This window comes from Actinoallomurus sp. NPDC052274, assembly GCF_040679475.1.
Taxonomy (GTDB): Bacteria; Actinomycetota; Actinomycetes; order Streptosporangiales; family Streptosporangiaceae; genus Actinoallomurus; species Actinoallomurus liliacearum.
The window spans coordinates 50,330-71,980 of the sequence record NZ_JBFAUT010000020.1 but is presented as its reverse complement, the minus strand read 5'-3'; the positions used below and the strand labels follow the sequence as shown (position 1 = coordinate 71,980).

Below are 21,651 nucleotides of genomic sequence, written 5' to 3'. Positions count from 1 at the left end.
TCTAACAAATGTTAGATCGAAAGGCATCCTATGGGAATCTCGACCAGCAGTCACGGCAGGGGCGTCGTCGAGGTCGTCATGGACGTCCCGCCGGTCAACGCGCTCACCGTTCAGGGGTGGTTCGACCTGGCCGACGCCGTACGGCGGGCCGGGCGTGCCCCGGAGACCCGCGTGGTGGTGCTGCGTGCCGAGGGCCGCGGGTTCAACGCCGGCGTCGACATCAAGGAGATGCAGGCGACCGCCGGCTTCGACGCCCTGGTGGGCGCCAACCGTGGCTGCTATGAGGCGTTCGCCGCGGTGTACGAGTGCGAGGTCCCGTTGATCGCCGCGGTGCACGGCTTCTGCCTGGGTGGCGGCGTCGGCCTGGTGGGGAACGCCGACGTTGTCGTGGCCGCCGAGGACGCCTACTTCGGGCTGCCGGAGGTCGAGCGCGGCGCGCTCGGCGCCGCCACCCACCTCGCCCGGCTGGTGCCCCAGCACCTGATGCGCGCCATGGTCTACACCTGCCGCAACGTGACCGCGGCCGAGCTGCACGCGTTCGGCTCGGTGCTGGAGGTCGTGCCACGCGAGCGGCTGCGCGACACCGCGCTGGAGGTGGCGGCGCAGATCGCCGCCAAGGATCCGTACGTGATCCGCCGGGCCAAGGAGTCGCTGAACGGCATCGACCCGGTCGACGTGAAGCGCGGCTACCGGTTCGAGCAGGGCTTCACCTTCGAGCTCAACCTCATGGGCGCCGGCGACCGGCACCGGGACGGGTTCGTGGCCGAAAGGAGCAGCTGATGGGCGTCCTCATGACGGCCGAGGAGGTCGTCGGGTCGCTGGCGAACGGGATGACGGTCGGGATCGGCGGCTGGGGCTCGCGGCGCAAGCCGATGGCGCTGGTCCGGGCCATCTACCGGTCCGCGCTGAAGGACCTGACGGTCGTGTCGTACGGCGGACCGGACGTGGGCCTGCTGTGCGCGGCGGGGAAGGTGCGCAGGGTAGTAGCCCCGTTCGTGACGCTCGACTCGATCGCCCTCGAACCGCACTTCAGAGCGGCGAGACAGAGCGGCGCGATCGAGTTCACCGAGTACGACGAGGGCATGTTCATGTTCGGCCTGATGGCCGCCGCCCACCGGCTGCCGTTCCTGCCCACGCGGGCGGGGCTCGGCTCTGACGTCATGCGGGTCGATCCCGGTCTGCGCACCGTTCGCTCGCCGTACGAGGACGGCGAGGAACTGGTCGCGGTGCCCGCGCTCCGCATGGATGCGGCGCTGGTGCACATGGACGTGGCCGACACCCGGGGCAACGGCCGTTACCTCGGCGCCGACCCGTACATGGACGACCTGTTCGCCAAGGCGGCCGGCCGCTGCTACCTGTCCTGCGAGCGGATGGTCGAGCCGGGGAGGCTCGAAGGACCGCCGCAGACGTTGCTGGTCAGCCGCATGCACGTCACCGGCGTGGTGGAGACGCCGAACGGCGGCCACTTCACCGACCTGGCCCCCGGTCCGGGCCGCGACGAGGCGTTCCAGCGGCACTACGCGACCTCGGCGGCGGAGCCGCGGGCATGGGCGGCGTTCGCGGACCGGTTCCTCACCGGCGACGAGGCGGCCTACCGGGAGGCGGTACGCCGGTGGCGCGAGGAGGAGAGGACACGATGAGCGCGGGCAGGGGCGCGGGCGCCACGGGCGTGACCCGTGCGGAGGTCTGTGTGGTGGCCTGCGCCGAGGCGTGGCGCGGTGACGGTGAGATCCTCGCGGCGGCGATGGGCGTCTGCTCGGTTCTCGGGGCCAGGCTGGCCCGGCTCACCTTCGAGCCGGGACTCCTGACCACCGACGGCGGCGCGTTGCTCACCGCCGAACCGGTGCCGTTCGGTGCGCCCGCCGGTGCCGTGGAGGGGTGGCTGCCGTTCCGCGAGCACCTGTGGCTGGTGCAGAACGGGCGGCGCCACGTGATGATGGGCGCCTCCCAGATCGACCGGCACGGCAACACCAACATCTCGGCCATCGGCGACTGGGCGCAGCCGAAGTCGCAGCTCCTCGGGGCGCGCGGAGCCCCCGGAAACACGATCTGCAACCCGACGAGCTACTGGATCCCGAAGCACTCGACCCGCGTCTTCGTGCCGAAGGTGGACATGGTCAGCGGCGTCGGCTTCGACCGGGCGGCCGAGCTGGGAGCCGAGGCGTCCCGGTTCCACGGCCTGCGCCGGGTGGTGACCGATCTCGGCGTGTTCGACTTCGGTACGCTGGACGGGGCGATGCGCCTGGTATCGGTGCATCCGGGGGTGGCCGTCGAGCAGATCGTGGCCGCCACCGGCTTCGAGCTCGTCATCGACGGCGATGTGCCGGAGACCCGGCAGCCCACCGACGAGGAGGTCCGCCTGATCCGCGAGGTCCTCGACCCCGGATCGCTGCGCGACCGTGAGGTCAGGGCATGATCGAGCAGGCACTGGACACCCGGCTGACCCGCCTCGTCGGCGTCCGCCACCCGGTCGTGCAGACCGGCATGGGCTGGGTGGCGGGCCCCCGGCTGGTCTCCGCGGTGGCGAACGCGGGCGGCCTGGGCATCCTGGCCTCGGCCACGATGACGCTCGACCGGCTCGCCGCCGCGATCGAGGAGGTCCGCTCGCGGACCGACGCGCCGTTCGGGGTGAACCTGCGCGCCGATGCCGCCGACGCGGGCGAGCGCGTCGACTTGCTGATCAAGGGTCGGGTGAGGGTCGCCTCGTTCGCCCTGGCCCCCCGGCAGGAGCTCATCGCCAAGCTGAAGGACGCCGGGATCGTGGTGATCCCGTCCGTCGGCGCCCGGCGGCACGCCGAGAAGGTCGCCGCGTGGGGCGCCGACGCGGTTCTGGTCCAGGGCGGCGAGGGCGGCGGCCACACCGGTGCGGTCGCCACCACCCTGCTGCTTCCCCAGGTCGTCGACGCGGTCGACATCCCCGTGATCGCCGCGGGGGGATTCTTCGACGGACGCGGCCTCGCCGCCGCCCTGGCGTACGGCGCGGCCGGTGTGGCGATGGGCACCCGGTTCCTGCTGACCTCCGACAGTTCGGTCCCCGACCCGGTCAAGCGGACCTACCTCGGCATGTCCGACACCGTGGTCACCCAGCAGGTGGACGGCCTGCCGCATCGGGTGCTGCGCACCTCCCTCGTGGACGGGCTCGAACGGGCGGGATTGGTGTCCGGGCTGGTGCGGGCGGTGCGCAACGCGGCCCGGTTCAAGAAGATCTCCGGCATGTCGTGGCGGGCCATGATCCGCGACGGGCTGGCGATGAAGCGCGGCAGGAAGCTGGGCTGGTCGCAGGTTCTGATGGCGGCCAACACGCCGATGCTGCTCAAGGCGGCGATGGTGGACGGCCGCCCGGACCTCGGGGTGATGTCCTCCGGCCAGGTCGTGGCGCTCATCGACGACCTGCCCTCCTGCGAGGAGCTGATCGACCGGATCGTCACCGAGGCCGCCGGTGTCCTGCGCGGCCTGCCGGACCTGTGCCGTCCGGCCGCCACGGACCGCTGACGGTGGCGAGGGAGGAGATCACTCGGGCGCGGTGGTCGGCGGGGGCGCCCCAGGCCGAGCGCAGCGCGCGCGCCTTGCGGATCAGCAGGCTGGGGTCGTACTCGTCGGTATAGCCGATCGCCCCGTGCACCTGAAGGGCGATCCTGGCCGCCGTGTACGCCGCCTCCGAAGCGGCGACCTTCGCCGCCGACACATCACGGGGGAAGTCCGGCGTGCCGTGTGCGAGGGCCGCGCCGTGCACCAGCGGACGGGCGTACTCCAGCGATACGAGCGCATCGGCGAGGTGGTGCTTGACCGCCTGGAACTCGCCGATGGGCCGCCCGAACTGCCGTCGCGTCCTCGCGTACTCCACCGACACCTTGAGCAGCCGGCGTCCCACGCCGACGAGCTGGGCGGCGCACGCGAGCACGCCCGTGTCGTACGCCTCGGCCGCCGCCGCCGTCACCGCCGGGCCCGAGGCCCGCGCTTCGCTCCGGCCGACCGCGAACAACCGACGGGCCGGATCCAGGGACCGGCGGGCAGGGGCCGGCGACGCCAGGTCCGAGGCGGGAGCACGGGTGGCGTCCGGTACGGCCGCGCGCAGCTCCCCGCCGTCGACCGCCAGCACGAGGTCGGCGACGTCCGCGTCCAGGACGTACGGCACGGCGGGGGGCAGCGCGACCGACACGACGGCGGCGCCCTCGGCGATCCGGGGCAGCCACGTCGCGACGGGCGACGCGTCACCCAGCCGGCCCAGCAGCGCGGCGGCGGCGACGGTCTCGACGTACGGCCCGGGCACGCCGTGCCTGCCGAGTTCGTGGAACGCGGTCACCAGCTCGACCGGGAGCGGCCCGGCGCCGCCGGCCGACTCGGGGACGGCGAGGGCGAGGACCCCGGCGTCGGCCAGCGAACGCCACAGCGCCAGGCCGGGTTCGTGGGTTCCGACCGCCCAGTCGCGGATCGCCGACGGCGCGTCCGCCTCGCTGAGCATCTTGTCCAGGGTCTCGCCGAACAGCCGCTGCTCGGCGTCGAGGACGAACTTCACTGCCACCTCCACATCCGTCGGTGCCGCCAGGTCTCCCGCGCCGCCGCGGCGTGGGTTCACCGCTTCGCTCTGGGCAGACCGAGCACTCGTTCGGCGACGACGTTGCGCTGGATCTCGTTGGTCCCGGCGTAGATCGGGCCGGCCAGGGAGAAGACATAGCCCTCCAGCCACTCGCCGTCCAGCTCACCGTCCGGGCCGAGCAGGTCCAGGGCGGTCTCGTGCAGCGCCACGTCGAGCTCCGACCAGAAGATCTTGTTGATGCTGGACTCGGCGCCGACGTGATCGGTCCGTGAGACGGTCTCGTAGCCCTTCAGCCGGTAGGCGCGGGCCTTGATCCAGGCGTCGGCCACCCGGTCGCGCAACGCGGTGTCGGCCGGGTCGGCACGCTCGCGCCACAGCTCCGCCAGCCGGTCGGCGGCGGCCAGGAACCGCCCCGGGCTGCGCAGGGTGAGCCCGCGCTCGTTGCCGGTCGTACTCATCGCGACCCGCCAGCCGTCGCCCGGCTCGCCGATGACGTCGGCGTCGGGCACGAACACGTCGTCGAGGAAGAGCTCGGCGAAGGCGGGCTTGCCGTCGATGCGGCCGATCGGACGCCGGGTGACCCCCTCGGCGTTCAGCGGGAACATCAGGTAGGTCAGGCCGCGGTGCCGCTCGGCCTCCGGGTCGGAGCGGAACGGGCCGAAGCCCCAGTCGGCGAAGGCCGCCCGCGAGCTCCACGTCTTCTGGCCGTTGAGCAGCCAGCCGCCGTCGACCCGGGTCGCGGTGGCGCGCAGCGAGGCGAGGTCACTGCCCGCACCGGGTTCCGACCATGCCTGCGCCCAGATCACCTCGCCGGAGGCCATCGGCGCCAGGACGCGGGCGAGCTGCTCGGGTGTGCCGTGCTGGAACAGGGTCGGCGCCAGCAGGTTGATGCCGTTCTGGCTGACCCGGCCGGGGGCGCCGGCGGCGTAGTACTCCTCCTCGAAGACCAGCCACTCCAGCGGGGTGGCGTTCCGCCCGCCGTACTCCTCGGGCCAGGACACCACCGACAGGCGCGCGTCGTACAGCTCGCGCTCCCAGGCACGGTGTGCGGCGAAGCCCTCCTCGATCTCGAGCGAGGGCAGCGGGGTGGCGGGGACGTGGGTGCGCAGCCAGTCGCGCACCTCGGCGCGGAACGGTTCCACAGGCGACAGGTCAAGATCCATCGGCGGCGGCCTTCATGCTCTCGATTCTTTCTAACAAGTATTTGATAGAGTAACTCACGTGAAGTTCGGCGAGGAAGATGGCCCGGCCGTCCAGGCCGGGGTCCGCGAGGGGCGGGGCATGCGGCCGACCTACGTTCCCGGCCACGGCCTGCTGCGCGACCGCGCCGCGGTGGTGACGGCCGCCGCCGGCACCGGTATCGGCGGCGCGTGCGCCCGCCGGATGCTGGAAGAGGGCGCGCGGGTGGTGATCAGCGATGCGCATGAACGGCGGCTCGGGGAGACCCTGGCCGAGCTCGAGAAGGAGTTCGGGGGCGCCGCGGTGACCGCGGTGCCGTGCGATGTCACCTCCGAGGAGCAGGTGCAGAATCTGTTCACCGCGGCCGAGGGGCGGTTCGGCCCGGTCGACGTGGTGGTCAACAACGCCGGACTCGGCGGTACCGCTCGGCTCGTGGAGATGACCGACGCGCAGTGGAGCCGGGTGCTGGACGTGACGCTGAACGGCACCATGCGCTGCACCCGCGCCGCGCTGGCGCGGATGCTGCCGCGCGGCCGAGGCGTGATCGTGAACAACGCCTCGGTCGTCGGCTGGCGGGCCCAGGAGGGGCAGGCGCACTATGCGGCGGCCAAGGCCGGCGTCATGGCGCTGACGAGGTGCGCAGCCATCGAGGCCGCTCCCTACGGCGTGCGGGTCAACGCGGTGGCCCCGTCGCTGGCCATGCACGCGAACCTGGCCAAGGTGACGACGGAGGAGCTGCTGGCGGAGCTCACCGCGAAGGAGGCCTTCGGCCGCCACGCGGAGCCCTGGGAGGTGGCCAACGTCATGGTCTTCCTCGCGAGCGACTACTCCTCCTACATGACGGGGGAGGTCGTCTCGGTCTCCAGCCGGCACCCCTGAAAGGGCGACTCTCCGATGAGCCCACGACGCAGAGACGCGGAGAGCACCGCGGCGGCTCGGGCGGAACGGCGGGCCGAGCTGCTGGCCACGGCGGCCGAGGTGTTCGCGTCACGGGGCTACGCGGCCACCACGGTCCGCGAGGTGGCGGAGGCGGCCGACATGCTGGGTGGCAGCCTGTACTACCACTTCGACTCCAAGGAGTCGATGGTCGACGAGATCCTGACGGCGCTCCTCACCGAGTTGTGGACGGCGTACGACAAGGTGATCGGCTCCGCGCTCGGCACGCGGGAGACCTTCCAGGCGCTGATCACCGAGTCGTTCCGCATGATCGACCGGTTCCGTCCGGCCGTGGTGATCTACCAGAACGAATCCAAGCTTCTGGCGTCGAACCCCCGTTTCTCCTACCTGCACGGATCTCGGCGGCGTTTCCGCGAGATGTGGATGTCGGTGCTGGAGCAAGGGGTCACGGACGGCGTCTTCCGCGCGGATCTCGACCTCGGCCTGCTCTACCGCTTGACCCGTGACAACGTCTGGCTGGTCGCGAACTGGTACCGCGGCGACGGACGGCTGTCCGCCGAAGAGATCGCCGGCCAGTACACAGCGATGGTCCTGGAAGGGATCCTGAGAACCTGAGGAGTTTCGATGGCGGAGGCGTACATCGTCGAAGCGGTGCGCACCCCGGTGGGCAAGCGCGGCGGCGGCCTTTCCGGCGTGCACCCGGCCGACCTCGGCGCCCATGTACTGACCGAGCTCGTGTCCCGCTCCGGTGTCGACCCGGCGGCGGTGGAGGACGTGGTCTTCGGCTGCGTGGACGCTGTCGGCCCGCAGGCCGGGGACATCGCCCGCACCTGCTGGCTGGCCGCCGGACTGCCGGAGGAGGTGCCGGGCGTGACCGTCGACCGGCAGTGCGGCTCCTCACAGCAGGCGGTGCACTTCGCCGCGCAGGCCGTGTTGTCGGGCACGAGCGACCTCGTGGTCGCCGGCGGCGTGCAGAACATGTCCCAGATCCCGATCGCCTTCGCCTCCCGTGGTGCCGCCGACTCCCTCGGCTTCACCGAGGGGCCGTTCGCCGCCTCACGCGGCTGGCGGGCCCGCTACGGCGAACAGGACGTCTCTCAGTTCCGGGGCGCTGAGATGATCGCCCGCGACTGGGACATCTCCCGGGAGGACATGGAGGCGTTCGCCCTCGAGTCGCATCGGCGCGCGATTCAGGCGATCGACGAGGGCCGCTTCCAGCGGGAGATCACCCCGATCGAGGGCGTCACGACCGATGAGGGGCCCCGCCGCGACACCTCTCTGGAGAAGATGGCCGGCCTGAGAACCCTGGAGGAGGGAGGACGGCTCACCGCCGCGGTCGCCTCGCAGATCTCCGACGGCGCGGCCGCCCTGCTGATCGCCTCCGAGGCGGCCGTGGAGGCGCACGGCCTGCGTCCGCGGGCCCGCATCCACCACCTGTCGGCTCGTGGTGAGGACCCGATCCGCATGCTGTCCGCCCCCATCCCCGCCACCGCGTACGCCTTGAAGAAGACGGGCATGTCGATCGACGACATGGACACCGTGGAGATCAACGAGGCGTTCGCCTCGGTCGTGCTCGCCTGGCTGAAGGAGACCGGCGCCGCTCCGGCGAAGGTCAATCCCAACGGTGGCGCGATCGCCCTCGGCCACCCGCTGGGCGCCACCGGCGCCCGGCTGATGATCACCCTGCTCCACGAGCTGGAGCGCACCGGAGGCCGGTACGGTCTGCAGACCATGTGCGAGGGCGGCGGCCAGGCCAACGTCACCATCATCGAGCGCCTGTAGGCGAAGGCCGCCGCGGCGCGAGCCATCATCGATACTCGAACGCCGCCGACGTCCTCCCGCGCGGAGCGTCATGGTGCCGAGGTGAGGAATCGATCGATCTCGTCGCGGTCGGGCGCCGTCGCCGGGCCCTGCCGCGTCACCGCGATCGCGGACGCGGCGTTGGCCCGCCGCGCGGCCTGCACCGGCGGCAGGCCGTCCGCCAGCGCGGCGACGAACACGCCGACGTGCGCGTCCCCGGCCCCGTTGCTGTCGATGGCGGCCACTTCGAAGGCGGGGAGGTGCCGGATTCCGGAGCCCGGGGTGTTGAGAAGGCAACCGTCCGGGCCCATGCGGACCACCACACCGGCCCGGCCGGTGCGCTCGGCCAAGGCGGTGGTCGCCCGCTCCGGGTCGGCCTCGCCGGTCATGGCCGTGGCCTCCTGGAGATTGCAGCTCCACCAGTCGGTGCGCGCGAGCACCGGCTCGAGGACGGCGGCGGGGATGTCGGCGACGAGCGGGCCGGGATCGACGATCACGGTCGCGTCGTCGGGCAGTGTGCCGAGCCAGCGGGCCAGGGCGGTGCGGTTGGCCGGGAAGACCAGGCCGTAACCGGAGACGTAGATCGCGTCGGTCGCGTCGACGCGTATCCCGGCCAGTTGTTCGTAGGTCAAGGTGGCCTCCGCCCCGACACTGGTGGCGAACGTTCGTTCGCCGCCGCCGTCGACGAGCGCGACGTCGAAACCGGTGTCTACGCCGGCGGTCGCCTCCTGGAGGATCGAGACGCCGGCCGCGGCGAGGCGTGCGCGGGCGAGTTCGCCGAACGGTCCGCTGCCGTGCGCGCCGCCGTACGCGACGGGCAGGCGCTGGCGGGCGGCCGCGACCATGACGTTGTACCCGCCACCAGGGGTGACCTGACTGGAGGTGGCGAGGACGTCTCCGCCGGCCCGCGGCAGCGCGGGGATGTTCATGACCAGGTCGATCAGCACGTTACCGACGTGCACCAGCCGCTCGATCCGGGAGTTCACGAGGCCGCCCCGCTCACGGACCGGGCCGGCTCGGTCACCCGTGCGGTGCGGGCGGATCCCCTCGCGACGTGGAGGAGGAGGTAGATGGCGGCGGCGACGGCGAAGGCGATGAGCCAGCCCAGGCCGTTGCGGGCGGGCCAGGTCTTCGACAGCGGCCCGGCGAACCACACGTCGGTGTCGGACGTCTCGGCGACGGTGAACAGCAGGCCGGTGGCGATGCCCGCGACCCACGCGACGAAGGCGGACCATGCCACACCGCCGCGGTTCCAGTAGACGCCGGCGCGGGTGGTGTCCATCAGCCCGGCGGGGTCGTAGTCGCGCCGGTTGATCATGTCCACGAGGAAGACGGCGACCCAGGAGGTGATGGCGACGGCGAGCAGTGAGATGAAGGTGATGAACGGACCGTAGAAGTTCTTGGCGATGAGCATCAGGTAGACGCCCCCGGCCAGGGTCAGCACGACGTCGATGCCGACGGCGACGGTGCGACGGAGCCGGACGCCCAAGGTGATCATCGTCAGGCCGGCCGAGTAGACGGACAGGTGGTTGGACAGGAGCAGGCCTCCGAAGGCCGCGAGCAGGTACGGGATGGCCATCCAGGACGGCAGCATCGCCTGGATCGCCGCGACCGGGTCGGAGGCGGCGGCGAGCGTGTGGTCGCCGGTCGACAGCAGCCCGCCCAGCGTGATGAGAAGGACCAGTGGAATGCCGGCGCCGGCCGAGGCGGCCGCCACGATCCGGCCGCCGGGGACTCTGCGGGGCTGATAACGGGCCATGTCGGCGCCGGCGTTCGCCCAGCCGATGCCCGTGCCACCGGCGATGATCCCGATTCCGGCGATCATGGCGCTGGCCGGTGCGGCGTGTGCGTGCAGGACCGCGTGCCAGTGCACCTTGGTGACGAGGAACCCGGCGACGACCAGGTTGAGGGCGCCGAAGACGTACGTCGCCTTCTGCTGGATCCACACCAGGGTGGCGTGGCCGAGCCCGGACACCAGAAGAGTGAGGGCCACGAAGGCGAGCAGGCAGACGATGGTGAGCGCCCAGTTCGCCCCGACTCCGAAGGCGATGTGCAGGATGGCGAGCAGCGCGTACGCGGCGGTGGTGGTGTTCACCACCTCCCAGCCGACCCGCGACAGCCAGGACACCAGCGTCGGGCCCCGGTTGCCCCGGGGGCCGAAGACGGCGCGCGACAGGGTCATGCTCGGCGCCCCGCCCCATTTGCCGGCGACGCTGATCAGGCCCACCAGGGCGAACGATCCGAAGGAGCCGATGGCGCCGACGAGCACCGCCTGCCAGATGTTCAGGCCGCGCAGGGCGACCAGGGTCGCGCCGAGCGGCAGCGCGAGGATGGAGATGTTCGCGGCGAACCACACCCAGTAGAGCTGAAGGGGATTACCGCGGCGTTCGTCGTCCGGGACCGGTTCGATGCCGCGGGTCTCGACGGCACCGACCTTGTTGTCGCTGGCGCTTGGCATGGGAGAACCTTCTCTTGGAACGGGGGAGGGGCCGGTCACGGGCGCAGCGCGAGGAGCCGGCCCGCGAGGTCGTCGAGGGGGAGCGCGTTCACCGTGCGGATCGTGTCGATCGCGTCGCCGGGAAAGCACTCCACGCCGTGGCACGCGCCGGCGATGGCGCCGGCGATCGCCGCGATGGTGTCGCAGTCACCGCCGAGGGACGCCGCCCACAGGCACGCCTGCCATGGGTCGTCCGGGTACACGGCCAGGACCGCGAACGCGGCCGGCACCGACTCCTGGGTGGCCAGGCTGGTGCCGACGAGGCGATAGATGTCGTCGGCGGCGGCCTCCGCGGGCCGGCCGGCGACCAGCTCGGTGGCCCACCGTATGCGGGAGGCGATGTCGGCGGCGGCCACCCAATGACCGCGGCGGACGCCGGCCGTGGCGGCGTCCACCGCGTGGCGGGTGGCCTCCTTCACGTCGGCTCCGTCGATTCCCGCGCTGACGGCCGCCGCGACGGCCGCCGCGCCGGCCAGCGCGACGCTCGTGTTGTGGGTCACCGAACTCGCCTCGACGACACTGTCGACGAGCGCGGTCAGGTCGCTCCCGGCCGTGATCCCGACCGGTGCGATCCGCATGGCGGCACCGTTCGTGTCGCCGTAGCGGCCGGCCTCCTCGACCGGCGCGCCCGCCGCGACGGCGGCCACCGCGCGCTTCGTCGACGGGCCGAGCAGGTCCAGCGATCCGCGGCTGCGCATCTCCTCCTCCCATTCCAGGAGGGATCGGGCCAGCGCGACGGGGTCCACATGGCCGGCGCCGTCGATCAGCAGTCGCGCGAGGAGAAGGGCCTGCTCGGTGTCGTCGGTGACGGATCCCGCGGGCATGCCGGCCGCGAGGGGATGGTCGGGCGCCGCGGGACGGAACCCGGTGAGCATGCCGTAGACGTCCTTCACCTGCTGCCGGGAGAGCGACTGCGTCGGCATGCCGAGTGCGTCGCCGATCGCCAGGCCGTACAGGGTTCCGCTCGCGCGTTCCCCGGCCCGCGTCACGATTCGCTCCCGAACCGCAGGTGCAGTTGGAACCGCAGTGGGTCGAGAAGGCTCTCGACGTGCTCCACGAGCTCTCCGGTCGCGGTCCACGAGACGCGGCGGGCCCTCAGGAACCACTCACCGGCCGGGCGTCCCAGCTCGGCGGCGTCCGTCTCGTCCAGAGGCCCGGCCGACACCCATTCCTCGCCGCGATCGGCGAGGAGTCCGACGGAGGCCAGGGTGGCGGTCAGGGATCCGCCGATCAGGCCGTGGGCGGGCAGGTCGAGCAGGCCGTCGACGCCGGGGATCCTGCTGCGCTCCAACGACACCGCCGGCCCCTGTGTCAGCGTGCGCACGCGGTCGATGGCGAAGAACGACGGCGAGTCCACGCCCAGCCGCTCCGCGAGGTCCGGGTCGTCCACTCTCTCCAGGCGCAACAGCTTCGTCTCGGTGGGCACGCCCTGGTCGGCCAGTGCTCTGGCCCAGCCCAGGCGGTCGTCGAGCGGCCGCCCGTCGAAGGTGACGAACGAGCCCCTCCCGGAGTGGGTGGCGATGAGGCCTTCCCTGCTCAGCTCGGTCAACGCGGAGCGGATCGTGTTGCGACTGACCGAGAACCGGGCCGCCAGCGCGTGCTCGCCGGGCAGTCGGCTGCCGCGCTTCAGCCGGCCCGTACGGATCTCACGCGCCAGAGTCTCCGCGATGCTCTGGTGCTTGAGTACATGCACGTCGTCGGCCATGTCCACCTCTGTTCTCAAACCTGTTCAAACATGTTCAGCGCAGGCTACGCTCAAGACGCCGGTTCGACAAGGGGTCGGCGCCGGGGCCGGTGGGGTCCGGTCGGCCGCGAGGTGGGCGCTCCTAGGATTCACAGTTATCAGTTACGCGCAATCGTCCCGGTCAGCGACTTATCCCATCCCTATGCTGCGGAACGCCGACGGCGCCCGGGGCGAGCGGCGAGATATGAGATCGGAGCGGCCGTGCACGACTTCCTCCATACGTTCTTCGACTGGTCGGAGATCGCTGGCGTTCTGCCTTCACTCCTTGTCGAGGGACTGCGGAACACACTCCTGATCGCGGTGTTGGCGATCATGTTCGGCCTGATCGGCGGCATGCTGTTGGCGGTTCTGCTGCTGTCGCGCAGGCGGCTGGTCCGGCTCCCGGCCCGGATCTACGTGGACGTGTTCCGGGGACTGCCCGCGATCGTGACGGTGAGCCTGATCGGCCTGGGACTCCCGGCGGCCGGCATCCGGCCGTTCGGACGCAACCCGCTCGGGTACGCGGTCGTCGCCGTCGGTCTGATCTCCGCGGCGTACTGCGCGGAGATCTTCCGTGCGGGCATCCAGGCGGTGCCCGCCGGGCAGATGCAGGCGGGCCGCAGCCTCGGGATGTCCTACCTGAAGACGATGCGGCTCGTCATCGTGCCGCAGGGCGTGCGCAACGTCCTGCCCGCGCTGACCGGTCAGTTCATCGTGGACATCAAGGAGAGTTCCCTGGTCTACCTGCTCGGTCTCGGCGCCGGGCAGCGCGAGCTGTACTTCATCGCGCAGGAACGCCAGGCCGCCAGCTACAACGCGTCCGCGCTGGTCGCAGCGGGACTCTGCTACCTCGCCGTCACCATCCCGCTGACGTACCTCGTCAACTGGCTCGACCGGCGGATGCGAGAGGGCCGGCCCGTACAGGCGAGCGCGGAGGACCTGCGGCCCGAGCCGGCGCTCGCGGAAGGATCAGCGTGATGACGACACCCGTCCGTCCTCCCGGCCCGGCGATCAGTGTCCGGGACCTGCGCAAGTCGTACGGCCGCAACGAGGTGCTGCGCGGCGTCACCTTCGACGTGACGCCCAGCGAGGTGCTGTGCGTCCTCGGCCCTTCCGGGTCGGGCAAGTCGACCATGCTCAAGTGCCTCAATCTGCTGGAGACGCCCACCGCGGGCAGCGTCGTCGTCGGCGGCATGACCCTCACCGACCCCGGCGTGGACATCGACGCCGCGCGAACCCGCATCGGGATGGTGTTCCAGCACTTCAACCTCTTCGGCCACCTCACCGCGCTGGACAACGTCACCCTCGCGCTCCGGCACGTCAAGAAGCTCTCCAAGGCGGAGGCGGAGGAGATCGGGCGCGCCCAGCTCGAGCGGCTCGGGCTCGGCCACCTGGCCCGTCACCGGCCCGCGAACCTGTCCGGCGGGCAGCAGCAGCGCGTGGCGATCGCGCGGAGTCTGGCGATGAGGCCCGAGGTGATGCTGTTCGACGAGGCGACCTCCGCGCTCGACCCCGAGCTGGTCAAGGAGGTGCTGGCGGTCATGCGCGAGCTGGCCGGATCCGGCATGACCATGGTCGTCGTCACCCACGAGATCGGCTTCGCCCGGGAGGCCGCCGACCGCGTGATCTTCATGGACGACGGGCTGATCGCCGCGGACGGCGCGGCCCGCGAACTTCTGGACGACCCGCCGAGCGCTCGCTTCCGCGAGTTCCTCGCGCAGGTCCTCTGATTCCCCCAACCCCCGAAGGAAGAACGATGATCAGAAACCGGGTGCTCGCGGTCGGCGTGGCCGCCGCGCTGTCCCTCACGGCCTGTGGCGGCGGCGGAGCCTCGAAGAACGACCCGTACGGCCTGGAGACCGCGGGCACGATCGAGGCGGCGGTCTCCACCGACCAGCCCCCGTTCGCGTCGGCGTCCAAGGCCGGCGCCCCGCAGGGGTACATCGTCGACGTCACCAACGAGGTCGCCAAGCGGCTCAAGCTCAAGGTGAACTACAAGGCCAGCACGGTCCCCGCCGCGCTGCAGGGCCTGACCTCGGGACAGTACGACCTCGCCGCCAGCGGGCTCGGCGTCACCGCGGAACGCCAGAAGCAGGTCTCCTTCACCAAGGCGCTGTACTGGAGCACCACCGCCGTCGTCACGCGGACGGACGAGAGCGCGTCCCAGGTCACCGACTTCCGCGGCAAGCAGGTCGGCGTGGTGACCGGCACCGTGCAGGAGGCGTTCATCGCGCAGAAGATGACCGGGGCCCGGAAGGTCCAGTTCCCCAACCAGAACGCCGCCGTCTCGCAGCTGCTGTCGGGCAACCTCGACGCGTTCGTGGTCGGCGGTCCGGACGCCGAGGCCTACCTCAAGCAGTACAAGAAGCTGAAGATCGCGACCTCCGCCCCGGTCGACCACCCGACCTCGATGGCGGTGCAGAAGAAGAACACCAAGTTCCTCCAGGCGGTCGACGCGCAGCTCACCGCGATGGTCGGCGACGGCACCTTCCTGCGGCTCTACAAGAAGTGGTTCACAGAGGCGCCGGCGGACGACCTCGTCTCCGTGTGGCCCGCCCTGAAGAGCCAGCTGGGGAGCTGAGCCGGCGACATGACATCGGTGAACACGGAGCCGGCGGCGGATCGGATCCCGCTGCCGGACGGGGGCTCGGTATGGCGGCGGGTCGTACGGACCCCGATGCGCGACGGCGTCGAACTGGTGGCCGACGTCTACACCACCGACCCGCGACCGCGGCGGCGCCCGGTGCTTCTGGAACGCACCCCGTACGGGCGGCGGACCCGTCGCGAGTCGGACGGTCTCGGCCGCGACGGCCGGTCGATCATGCCGGACGAGTCCGCCGCCTACTTCGCCCGGCAGGGGTTCAACGTCGTACGGCAGGACTGCCGGGGACGCGGGGACTCCGGCGGGACGTTCGTGAAGTACCTCGGCGAGGCGGCGGACGGCTATGACACCGTGGAGTGGATCGCCGCGCAGGACTGGTGCGACGGACGGGTCGCCACCACCGGTGTCTCCTACTCCGCCCACACGCAGACCGCGCTCGCGGCGCTGTCCCCGGCCCACTTGGCGGCGATGTTCGTCGACTCCGGCGGATTCGCCAGCGCGTACGAGGCCGGGATCCGCATGGGCGGCGCCTTCGAGCTCAAGCAGGCCACGTGGGCGTACCGGCACGCGCTGAACAGCGTCGCCGCTCAGCGGGATCCGGTCGTGGCCGCCGCCCTGCGCTCCCAGGACCTGCGCGCCTGGTTCCGCGCCACGCCGTGGCGGCGCGGCGCGTCGCCGCTCCGGGCGACGCCGGAGTACGAGGACTACCTGCTGCACCAGTGGGAGCGCGGCGCGTTCGATGAGTTCTGGCAGCAGCTGGGGCTGTTCGGCCGGGGCTACTACGACCAGTTCCCCGACGTGCCGAGCATGCACATGGTGAGCTGGTACGACCCCTATGTCCGGACGGCGGTCGAGAACTTCCAGCGGCTCGGCGCGGTCAAGTCCAGCCCCGCGTACCTCGTCGTCGGGCCGTGGACCCACGGCGCGCGCAGCGTCCGCCACGCCGGGGACGTCGACTTCGGCTCCGAGGCTACCCTCGACGGCAACCTCGCCGCCGACTACTGGGAGTTCCGCGCCCGCTGGTTCGCCCGGCACCTCGGCGTACGGCCGGATGACGCGGCGGCTCCCGAGGAGGAGCCGGCCGACCCGCCCGTCCGGTACTTCGTGATGGGCGGTGGCAGCGGGCGGCGAACCGCCGAAGGCCGCCTCGACCACGGAGGGCACTGGCGCACGGCCGGAGACTGGCCACCGCCGGAGTCGACCCGGCTGCGGCTGTACCTGCGGCAACGGGGGGAACTGAGCACCGAGCCGCCGGCCGAGGGCATCGACGACCGGCTGGAGTACGACTTCGACCCCGCGCACCCGGTACCGACGATCGGGGGGCAGATCACCTCGGGCGAGCCGGTGATGGTGGGCGGGGCGTTCGACCAGACCCCGACGGAGACGACCTTCGGCTGCGAGCCCCCGTACCTCCCCCTGGCGAGCAGGCCCGACGTGCTGGTGTTCCAGAGCGAGCCCCTGGAGCGGGACTTCGTGCTGGCCGGACCGGTGGAGGTGCGCCTGTCGGTCTCGTCGAGTGCCCCGGACACCGACTTCACGGTCCGGCTGATCGACGTGCATCCGCCGAACGACGACTATCCCAACGGCTACGCGATGAACCTGACCGACGGGATCCTGCGCTGTCGCTACCGTGACTCCTACACGGAACCGTCGCCGATGCGGCCGGGTCAGGTGTACTCGATCGCCGTGACCGCGCCGGACACGGCCAATCTCTTCGCGGCGGGGCACCGGATCCGGCTGGACGTGTCCTCCAGCAACTTTCCGCGCTTCGACGTCAACGCGGGAACGGGCGGGCCGGAGGCCACGGAGCGGCGGCGCGTGGTGGCGATCAACACCGTCCACCTGTCCCCGGAGCACCCCTCGTGGCTGTCGGTGCACGTTCTTCCGGAGTGAAACGGGACCGTGCCGGTTCGCACCCTAATATGCAGCCGTGGTGGTAACGCTCGACGTCGACGAGGCCCTGCCCGTGCACTTCACGGCCGGGGCCTCCCCGCTGTCTGAGCTGCTGGCCTGCCTGCACACGCTGGCCGAGCCGGAGCATCACCCGGAGTCGAGAGTGTGGCTGGCGTCGACGCGGGAGCGGCTACCCGAATCCATCGTCCAGCGGCTGAACCACTACGCCCCGCTGTGGGCGCGGTACCGCTGCCGGCTGTTGTTCCCGCTGCGCGCGCCGCTCGACCGCGATCTGCCCACCGAGCTGCGCACCCTGTCCCGCCTCGACGAGCGGATGTTCGTCTCGCTCGCGGCGAGCGGGATCCGCGGAACGAGCTTCGAAGGCGCCGACGACCTGTACGACGCCGCGCGGCAGCAGGCCTTCATCAGGGCCAGCGAGCGCCACTCCTTCTCGCGCGGCGAACTCGCGCGCGCTCTGATCGACGATCCCGACGCGTTCCGCGCCGGACTGGTCGAGACGCTCGAAAGCTGCGTGGACGCCTTCTTCGAGGCCGAGTGGCGGCGAGTCGGCCCGCACCTGAAGGACACGGCGGCGCGGGTGCGCGGCCAGCTCCGCCGGGATCCGCCGGCCACCGTCCTGGCCTCGGTCACCCCGACGGCCAGTGTCACCGAGCGGCCGGTGCGCGTTCGTTACGACAAGCTGCAGTCGGCGTTCGGCAAGGTCAGCGACCATGGTTGCTTCCTCGTTCCCACTCTGCACGGCTGGCCGCACCTCATCCTCAAGCTGGACCCCGGCCTGCCGTTCGTCGTGCATTTCGTGGGCGGTGACTGGGAGCAGCGCCCTTCGGTCCCGCAGTCCCTGATCCGCGACCGGCTCGCCGCCATCGCCGAACCCGGCCGCTTCGAAATGTGCCGTCACCTGCTCGGTGAGCCGATCACGACATCCGAGCTGGCCGTCCGGATGGGCATCTCCGAGCCTCAGGTCTCCCGGCATCTGAAGCGCCTGCGCCAAGTCGGTCTGGTCACCTCACGCCGTGAGGGCCGCATGATCTACCACCGCCTGCACGCCCAGCTGCTTCTGGGACTGGGCTCCGACGTACTGACGACGATCATGCGTTGACCGCGCCGGCCGGGACGTTCCCGGCCGGCGGATCCGTTTCGCCTGCTACATCAGCCCCGCATCGTGCCGGCCGTCCCATGAGACATGGAGAACGGTGACGTCGCCATGAGGCCACGGGTGGCCATGGCCGGCGGACACCACTTGCAGGTCGTTACGAAGGTGGTCGTGCAGGCGGCCGGAGTTCAGGATGTCGGGCGAAAGCCGGGCTCCGTCGCTGCTGACGACGATCTCCTCAACCGGGCCGAATTCCCCCGAGGCCGGCTTCAGCTCGGCGAACGCCCCTACGGACGGGTTGTTCCACGCGCCAGGCGAGCCGAGAATCGCCTCCTGCGCGGACCAGCGCTCACGGTCACCGGCACCTGGATGCTCGCGCAGCCAGCCGTCCCAGTCGCGTCGTGCCGCCGGCGTCAGCGCGTCGCCCGCCACGGAGTGCCAGGAGCGCTCACGAAGCCATACCTCGCTGTCCGCGCTGATGACCCACCGTCCGGAGGGAGAGGTCATCGAAAGATCGACGACCGCACACGTCGCCATGGGCTGCCGGAACGGACCGCGTGAGGGAACGTGCAACCGGCGATGAGCCGCCTCGACCCCGTCCAGGGCGCTCGGGCGACGCCGGAGTTCGGCCGCGAGGGTGTCAACGGCGTGGTGTCCCATTTCCGCGGCGTCCGCGCCGTTGTTCGCGTTCACCGCCGCGTCCATCACCGCGACGCGGAGCATCGTGTTCGGGAGAGGAGAGACGACCCAGTGGTCCAAGCTGGATGTGCCCGGGTGGATCGGCTCAGCCCACACGGATATTCGCCAGGGACCGTAACGCAGTTCTCCACGCACTGGTGACCAGCCCGGCACCTTACGCATGTCGTGGACCGCCACCAGCGCAGGCTGTGCCGTCATGGCCATGTGATCCTCACCTTCGCTCAGCATGAACACCAGGTGACTACTGTCCGGCCGGGAGGTATATGGGCATAGCGGAGAATCTTTGGACTTGCGGGTCCAAAAATCGGTTCCTACCGTCGTGGCAATGAGCAACCGACTGGAGGGCCGGACGGCCCTGGTAACGGGTTCCACGAGCAACATCGGTCGTTCGGTGGCCCGCGTGTTCGCGGCCGAGGGGGCGCACGTGATCGTCTCCGGTCGCGACGAGGCGCGTGGCGAATCCGTCGTGGCCGCCATCCGTGCCGACGGCGGCCGGGCGGACTTCGTACTGGCCGACCTGGACGGCAGCGCACAGGCGAGCCACGCGCTCGCCGGCGATGCGTTGACGGTGCTCGGCGGGCGCCTCGACATCCTGGTCAACAACGCCGGGATCTACCCCCCGGGCACCACGCTGACCACCGACGACGAGACCTTCGACCGGGTCTATGGCGTGAACGTCAAGGCGGCGTTCTTCCTGACCCAGGCGATCGCCCCGGTCATGGCCGCGCACGGTGGCGGTTCGATCATCAACCTCGGCAGCTGGGTGGCCCGGCTGGGACTTCCGGCGGGCGCCCTGTACGCCTCGACGAAGGGCGCGGTGGAGACCCTGACCCGGGCGTGGTCGGCGGAGTTCGCCGCGCAGGACATCCGGGTCAACGCGGTCTCGCCCGGCGTGATCCGTCCGCCGGACCTCGCCACCGAGCACGAGTTCCCCGGCGAGACGTTGATGCTCGGCACGCCGGCCGGCCGCGCGGGCCACCCCGACGCGATCGCGTCCGCCGCGCTCTACCTGGCGTCGGACGACGCCGCGTTCGTGCACGGCACCGTCATCGACGTCGACGGCGGGCGTCTGGGCGTGGCGGTCGTCGCCGGCGCCTGACCGCACGCCCGCACCAGCGCCGTTCCCCACCCGCAGGCGTCGGGCGCGGCTCGGCGCCGCCGCGGTCAGGCGAGGAGCCGGTCCACGGCGGCGTGGAGGTCGGCCGGCGCGGTGACGCCCACAGCGCGGACGATATTGCGCTCATCGACGAGCACGTTCGTCGGGACTCCGCGGATACCGACCCGGGCCGCGTACGTGCCGGTCTCGTCCAACAGCACGGTTCCTTCGATGCCCCACACCTTCGCGAAGTGGCGTGCTTCGCGGCGGGCGTCCCGGCTCTCCCACACGTTGATGCAAATGATCTCCAGCCCCGACCGGGCCGTACGGCGGCGCAGTCCCTCCAGAACCGGCGCCTCCGCGTTGCAGGGGCCTCACCAGCTAGCGAAGAAGTTGATCACATATTTCTTCTCCGCCCACTCCCGGGTGGTGCGGATCCGTCCGGTGCGCAGGTCGGGCAACGCGAAGTGGGGAAGGGCCCGTCCGACCGCCGCGTGCCTCGTCGGTGGCGCCGGCCCGGGCAGCCACGGCCGGTCCACGACGGTGAGCGTGCCGCTGCCCGCGTTGGACACCAGCAGGCGGCCCGCGCCGCCTTCCACCACGCAGTCGCCGGGCCCGTACTCGACCTGGATCCGGTGGGTTTCGGTGCCGGTATCGGCGTCGAGCACGCTGATCGTGCCGGCCCCCCGGTTGCACACGTACACCCGGCGGCCCTCGCGGGAGACGGCGACGCCTACCGGAGCGCGCTCGACCGGGAACCGCCCGCCGATCCGCCCCTCGGGGAGTGAGAGCAGCGTGACCGTGTTGTCCAGCGAGTTCGCCACGTACAGCCGGTCGAACGTCGGGTCGGCGCTGACCTTGCAGGGGCCACGTCCCACGGGGATCCGGCCGAGCGGGCGCAGGGTGGTCGCGTCGAAGACGGTGAGCGAGGCGGCCATGAAGTTCGCGCAGTATCCACGGTCGCGCCGCAGGTCGATCGCGATGCTGCCGGCACCGAGTTCGGCGGGAATGGAACCGATCGGCTCGAGGCGGTCGGCGTCGATCACGCTGATCGTGGATCCGGCGGTGTCACCACAGAAGATCCGCCGGAGGCCGAGATGGTGTCCCAGGCCCGCCGGATAGGCTCCGACGCCGATCTCCGTGAGCCGGTCCCCGGTTCGCGCGTCCAGCACGGTGACGGTGTCGGACCGGGCATCCGCGGTGAACAGCCGGCCGGTCGGCGCGTCGAACACGATCGGTATGGGCTCCCGCCCGACGCCGGCGTGCCATATCGGCGTCATCCGGTCGAGGTCGATGGCGGTCACGGCGTTGCTTCGTGAACACGCCACGAACGCACGCCCTCGCCCGTCGACCGCGATGGCCTCCGGCCCCATGCCGACTCGCAGGTGCGCCAGGACACGATGAGTGCGATCGAGCCCGCACGAGGTGCCTGCCACCGGCTCCCCGGCGTCCATAGGGCTACGCGTAGCCCGCCGAGCGGCACCGGAAACAGGGCCGCACGCAAAAAGAAGGACGATCGTCGGCGATGCGCCGTGTCCGGCTCGGCGACCGGCCCGCGCCCGACTATTCCTCCGACCCGGGTTCCACACCGGTCGCCGCCTCGGACCGGGCGGC

Annotated in this window: 22 protein-coding genes; 13 read left to right on the top strand and 9 right to left on the bottom strand. The window is 71.4% G+C overall.

Going from position 1 to position 21,651, the window contains the following annotated elements; all coding sequences use genetic code 11:
* The first annotated feature begins 30 nt into the window (after positions 1-30).
* From AB0K82_RS18995 to AB0K82_RS18980, 4 genes are read left to right on the top strand one after another with little or no spacing between them, the layout of a single operon-like run.
* Positions 31-780, top strand: a complete 750-nt coding sequence (locus AB0K82_RS18995; protein WP_364398492.1) for an enoyl-CoA hydratase family protein — start codon at positions 31-33, stop codon at positions 778-780.
* Positions 780-1,640 carry a CoA-transferase gene (locus AB0K82_RS18990; RefSeq protein WP_364398490.1) on the top strand — a complete coding sequence of 287 codons (861 nt, stop codon included), beginning with the start codon at positions 780-782 and terminating at the stop codon, positions 1,638-1,640. The genes AB0K82_RS18995 and AB0K82_RS18990 overlap by 1 nt, the downstream gene beginning before the upstream one ends.
* On the top strand, positions 1,637-2,416 hold the full coding sequence (locus AB0K82_RS18985; RefSeq protein WP_364398488.1) for a CoA-transferase: 780 nt from the start codon (positions 1,637-1,639) through the stop codon (positions 2,414-2,416). Before AB0K82_RS18990 ends, AB0K82_RS18985 begins: the two co-directional genes overlap by 4 nt.
* The gene (locus AB0K82_RS18980) at positions 2,413-3,492 is read left to right on the top strand and encodes a nitronate monooxygenase (protein ID WP_364398486.1); all 1,080 of its coding nucleotides are present in this window, start codon (positions 2,413-2,415) and stop codon (positions 3,490-3,492) included. The genes AB0K82_RS18985 and AB0K82_RS18980 overlap by 4 nt, the downstream gene beginning before the upstream one ends.
* Here the strand turns inward: AB0K82_RS18980 and AB0K82_RS18975 are convergent.
* On the bottom strand, positions 3,425-4,522 hold the full coding sequence (locus AB0K82_RS18975; RefSeq protein WP_364398484.1) for an acyl-CoA dehydrogenase family protein: 1,098 nt from the start codon (positions 4,520-4,522) through the stop codon (positions 3,425-3,427). The two genes, AB0K82_RS18980 and AB0K82_RS18975, sit on opposite strands and share 68 nt — an antisense overlap.
* 50 nt (positions 4,523-4,572) lie before the next feature.
* A complete protein-coding gene (locus AB0K82_RS18970; RefSeq protein ID WP_364398482.1) occupies positions 4,573-5,700 on the bottom strand; it encodes an acyl-CoA dehydrogenase family protein in 1,128 nt (375 codons plus the stop codon).
* Between the two features lie 118 nt (positions 5,701-5,818).
* On the opposite strand from AB0K82_RS18970, the gene AB0K82_RS18965 reads away from it, so the two are divergent.
* Genes AB0K82_RS18965 through AB0K82_RS18955 form a run of 3 tightly spaced genes read left to right on the top strand, consistent with a single transcriptional unit; the run spans position 5,819 to position 8,395 of the window.
* Entirely contained in the window at positions 5,819-6,595 is a 777-nt protein-coding gene (locus AB0K82_RS18965) for an SDR family oxidoreductase (RefSeq protein ID WP_364398599.1), read from the top strand.
* A gap of 15 nt (positions 6,596-6,610) precedes the next feature.
* The gene (locus AB0K82_RS18960; RefSeq protein ID WP_364398480.1) at positions 6,611-7,228 is read left to right on the top strand and encodes a TetR/AcrR family transcriptional regulator; all 618 of its coding nucleotides are present in this window, start codon (positions 6,611-6,613) and stop codon (positions 7,226-7,228) included.
* 9 nt (positions 7,229-7,237) lie between these two features.
* On the top strand, positions 7,238-8,395 hold the full coding sequence (locus AB0K82_RS18955) for an acetyl-CoA C-acetyltransferase (RefSeq protein WP_364398478.1): 1,158 nt from the start codon (positions 7,238-7,240) through the stop codon (positions 8,393-8,395).
* 68 nt (positions 8,396-8,463) lie between these two features.
* Here AB0K82_RS18955 and AB0K82_RS18950 read toward each other — a convergent pair whose 3' ends face one another.
* Genes AB0K82_RS18950 through AB0K82_RS18935 form a run of 4 tightly spaced genes read right to left on the bottom strand, consistent with a single transcriptional unit; the run spans position 8,464 to position 12,615 of the window.
* Positions 8,464-9,399 (bottom strand): PfkB family carbohydrate kinase, encoded by a 936-nt coding sequence (locus AB0K82_RS18950; protein WP_364398476.1) that lies wholly within the window; start codon positions 9,397-9,399, stop codon positions 8,464-8,466.
* A complete protein-coding gene (locus tag AB0K82_RS18945) occupies positions 9,396-10,871 on the bottom strand; it encodes a cytosine permease (protein ID WP_364398474.1) in 1,476 nt (491 codons plus the stop codon). The genes AB0K82_RS18950 and AB0K82_RS18945 overlap by 4 nt, the downstream gene beginning before the upstream one ends.
* 35 nt (positions 10,872-10,906) lie before the next feature.
* Entirely contained in the window at positions 10,907-11,899 is a 993-nt protein-coding gene (locus tag AB0K82_RS18940; protein ID WP_364398472.1) for an ADP-ribosylglycohydrolase family protein, read from the bottom strand.
* Positions 11,896-12,615, bottom strand: coding sequence for a GntR family transcriptional regulator (locus AB0K82_RS18935; protein WP_364398470.1), 720 nt, complete (start codon positions 12,613-12,615; stop codon positions 11,896-11,898). Before AB0K82_RS18935 ends, AB0K82_RS18940 begins: the two co-directional genes overlap by 4 nt.
* Positions 12,616-12,855: 240 nt before the next feature.
* Here AB0K82_RS18935 and AB0K82_RS18930 point away from each other — a divergent pair, with 240 nt between their 5' ends.
* The 5 genes from AB0K82_RS18930 to AB0K82_RS18910 are packed head-to-tail and all read left to right on the top strand — an operon-like array spanning position 12,856 to position 18,248.
* Complete coding sequence (locus tag AB0K82_RS18930) at positions 12,856-13,611, top strand: amino acid ABC transporter permease (protein ID WP_364398468.1); 756 nt, start codon at positions 12,856-12,858, stop codon at positions 13,609-13,611.
* Complete coding sequence (locus AB0K82_RS18925) at positions 13,611-14,363, top strand: amino acid ABC transporter ATP-binding protein (protein WP_364398466.1); 753 nt, start codon at positions 13,611-13,613, stop codon at positions 14,361-14,363. Before AB0K82_RS18930 ends, AB0K82_RS18925 begins: the two co-directional genes overlap by 1 nt.
* Before the next feature lie 26 nt (positions 14,364-14,389).
* A complete protein-coding gene (locus AB0K82_RS18920; protein WP_364398465.1) occupies positions 14,390-15,214 on the top strand; it encodes a transporter substrate-binding domain-containing protein in 825 nt (274 codons plus the stop codon).
* A 9-nt stretch (positions 15,215-15,223) separates the two neighbouring features.
* Complete coding sequence (locus AB0K82_RS18915) at positions 15,224-17,128, top strand: CocE/NonD family hydrolase (RefSeq protein WP_364398463.1); 1,905 nt, start codon at positions 15,224-15,226, stop codon at positions 17,126-17,128.
* 37 nt (positions 17,129-17,165) lie between these two features.
* The gene (locus AB0K82_RS18910; protein WP_345346353.1) at positions 17,166-18,248 is read left to right on the top strand and encodes a DUF5937 family protein; all 1,083 of its coding nucleotides are present in this window, start codon (positions 17,166-17,168) and stop codon (positions 18,246-18,248) included.
* A 45-nt stretch (positions 18,249-18,293) separates the two neighbouring features.
* Here the strand turns inward: AB0K82_RS18910 and AB0K82_RS18905 are convergent, their stop codons facing one another.
* A complete protein-coding gene (locus AB0K82_RS18905) occupies positions 18,294-19,175 on the bottom strand; it encodes a hypothetical protein (RefSeq protein WP_364398461.1) in 882 nt (293 codons plus the stop codon).
* Positions 19,176-19,266: 91 nt separating this feature from the next.
* Here AB0K82_RS18905 and AB0K82_RS18900 point away from each other — a divergent pair, with 91 nt between their 5' ends.
* Positions 19,267-20,040, top strand: a complete 774-nt coding sequence (locus AB0K82_RS18900) for an SDR family NAD(P)-dependent oxidoreductase (RefSeq protein ID WP_364398459.1) — start codon at positions 19,267-19,269, stop codon at positions 20,038-20,040.
* 65 nt (positions 20,041-20,105) lie between these two features.
* Here the strand turns inward: AB0K82_RS18900 and AB0K82_RS18895 are convergent, their stop codons facing one another.
* Positions 20,106-20,327: a hypothetical protein gene (locus AB0K82_RS18895; protein ID WP_364398457.1), complete on the bottom strand. Its 222-nt coding sequence runs from the start codon at positions 20,325-20,327 to the stop codon at positions 20,106-20,108.
* Between the two features lie 84 nt (positions 20,328-20,411).
* Positions 20,412-21,341, bottom strand: coding sequence for a hypothetical protein (locus tag AB0K82_RS18890; RefSeq protein ID WP_364398455.1), 930 nt, complete (start codon positions 21,339-21,341; stop codon positions 20,412-20,414).
* Between the last annotated feature and the right edge of the window lie 310 nt (positions 21,342-21,651).

Bases quoted from the DNA above. Each gene is read 5' to 3' on its own strand.
- AB0K82_RS18990 (WP_364398490.1), top strand. From the start codon at position 780: ATGGGCGTCCTCATGACGGCCGAGGAGGTCGTCGGGTCGCTGGCGAAC.
- AB0K82_RS18955 (WP_364398478.1), top strand. From the start codon at position 7,238: ATGGCGGAGGCGTACATCGTCGAAGCGGTGCGCACCCCGGTGGGCAAG.
- AB0K82_RS18980 (WP_364398486.1), top strand. From the start codon at position 2,413: ATGATCGAGCAGGCACTGGACACCCGGCTGACCCGCCTCGTCGGCGTC.
- AB0K82_RS18900 (WP_364398459.1), top strand. From the start codon at position 19,267: ATGAGCAACCGACTGGAGGGCCGGACGGCCCTGGTAACGGGTTCCACG.
- AB0K82_RS18945 (WP_364398474.1), bottom strand. From the start codon at position 10,871: ATGCCAAGCGCCAGCGACAACAAGGTCGGTGCCGTCGAGACCCGCGGC.
- AB0K82_RS18985 (WP_364398488.1), top strand. From the start codon at position 1,637: ATGAGCGCGGGCAGGGGCGCGGGCGCCACGGGCGTGACCCGTGCGGAG.
- AB0K82_RS18935 (WP_364398470.1), bottom strand. From the start codon at position 12,615: ATGGCCGACGACGTGCATGTACTCAAGCACCAGAGCATCGCGGAGACT.
- AB0K82_RS18915 (WP_364398463.1), top strand. From the start codon at position 15,224: ATGACATCGGTGAACACGGAGCCGGCGGCGGATCGGATCCCGCTGCCG.
- AB0K82_RS18925 (WP_364398466.1), top strand. From the start codon at position 13,611: ATGACGACACCCGTCCGTCCTCCCGGCCCGGCGATCAGTGTCCGGGAC.
- AB0K82_RS18965 (WP_364398599.1), top strand. From the start codon at position 5,819: ATGCGGCCGACCTACGTTCCCGGCCACGGCCTGCTGCGCGACCGCGCC.
- AB0K82_RS18920 (WP_364398465.1), top strand. From the start codon at position 14,390: ATGATCAGAAACCGGGTGCTCGCGGTCGGCGTGGCCGCCGCGCTGTCC.
- AB0K82_RS18970 (WP_364398482.1), bottom strand. From the start codon at position 5,700: ATGGATCTTGACCTGTCGCCTGTGGAACCGTTCCGCGCCGAGGTGCGC.
- AB0K82_RS18960 (WP_364398480.1), top strand. From the start codon at position 6,611: ATGAGCCCACGACGCAGAGACGCGGAGAGCACCGCGGCGGCTCGGGCG.
- AB0K82_RS18995 (WP_364398492.1), top strand. From the start codon at position 31: ATGGGAATCTCGACCAGCAGTCACGGCAGGGGCGTCGTCGAGGTCGTC.